Below are 712 nucleotides of genomic sequence, written 5' to 3'. Positions count from 1 at the left end.
GCCCTGTTTTTAAGGGTTTCATAGAGGTTTTTAACGCCTTTTTGAATGAGTTTTAAGCTTTTTGTCATCAATAACGCCATAGCCGTATCAATGCAATCGCTAGAAGTGATCCCATAATGAAAAAAGCGCGATTCTTCGCCCAGGCTTTCAGCCACGCAAGTAGTGAAAGCGACTAAATCATGCTTAGTGGTTTTCTCAATTTCTTTGATGCGCTCAAGGTTGAATGCCGCCTTTGAGCAGATTTTTTCACAATCGCTATCTTGGATTTGCCCAAGCTTGTTCCACGCCCTAACGACAGCTTTTTCCACTTCTAAATAGGTTTCAAACTTGGTTTGCTCATTCCATAGAGCTTTCATTTCTTCATTCGCATAGCGTTCTAACACCGACAATCCTTACAATCAAAATAGGATTTATGTTACTTTAAAGGAGTTTAAAAAGTCAAGGGGGGAAATCACACAAGACGCAACAAAGCGCCTTGATTTGAGAGAAGGGTTATACTTTAGCCTCTTCTCTGCGTTGCAAGTATTCCCAACGCTCATTCACATCTTTTTGCAATTCTTCAATAATGTGTTCGTTTTCTTTTTTGAAAAGGTGTTTGAAGCGCTTTTGAGCCCCTAAATAATCCCTTACAGGAATGATATTTCTTGGGCGGTAAGTGATTTTCAATTCCCTGCCATTAAAGATTTCAAATAGGGGGAACATCAAGCTATCC

Annotated in this window: 1 protein-coding gene and 1 pseudogene; both read right to left on the bottom strand. The window is 39.7% G+C overall.

Annotation, left to right across the window (positions count from 1 at the left end; all coding sequences use genetic code 11):
• Window positions 1–383, bottom strand: a 383-nt coding sequence (locus IE271_RS44525) for a lyase family protein (RefSeq protein ID WP_268256282.1), incomplete at its 3' end; no start/stop codon positions are given.
• A 109-nt stretch (window positions 384–492) separates the two neighbouring features.
• Window positions 493–712: pseudogene (locus IE271_RS44520) on the bottom strand (hypothetical protein); the annotation flags it as partial.

The organism is Streptomyces minutiscleroticus (genome assembly GCF_014650875.1).
Classification (GTDB): domain Bacteria; phylum Actinomycetota; class Actinomycetes; order Streptomycetales; family Streptomycetaceae; genus Streptomyces; species Streptomyces minutiscleroticus.
The sequence above is the reverse complement of the archived record's forward strand: the minus strand, read 5'-3'. Positions and strand labels throughout refer to the sequence as shown.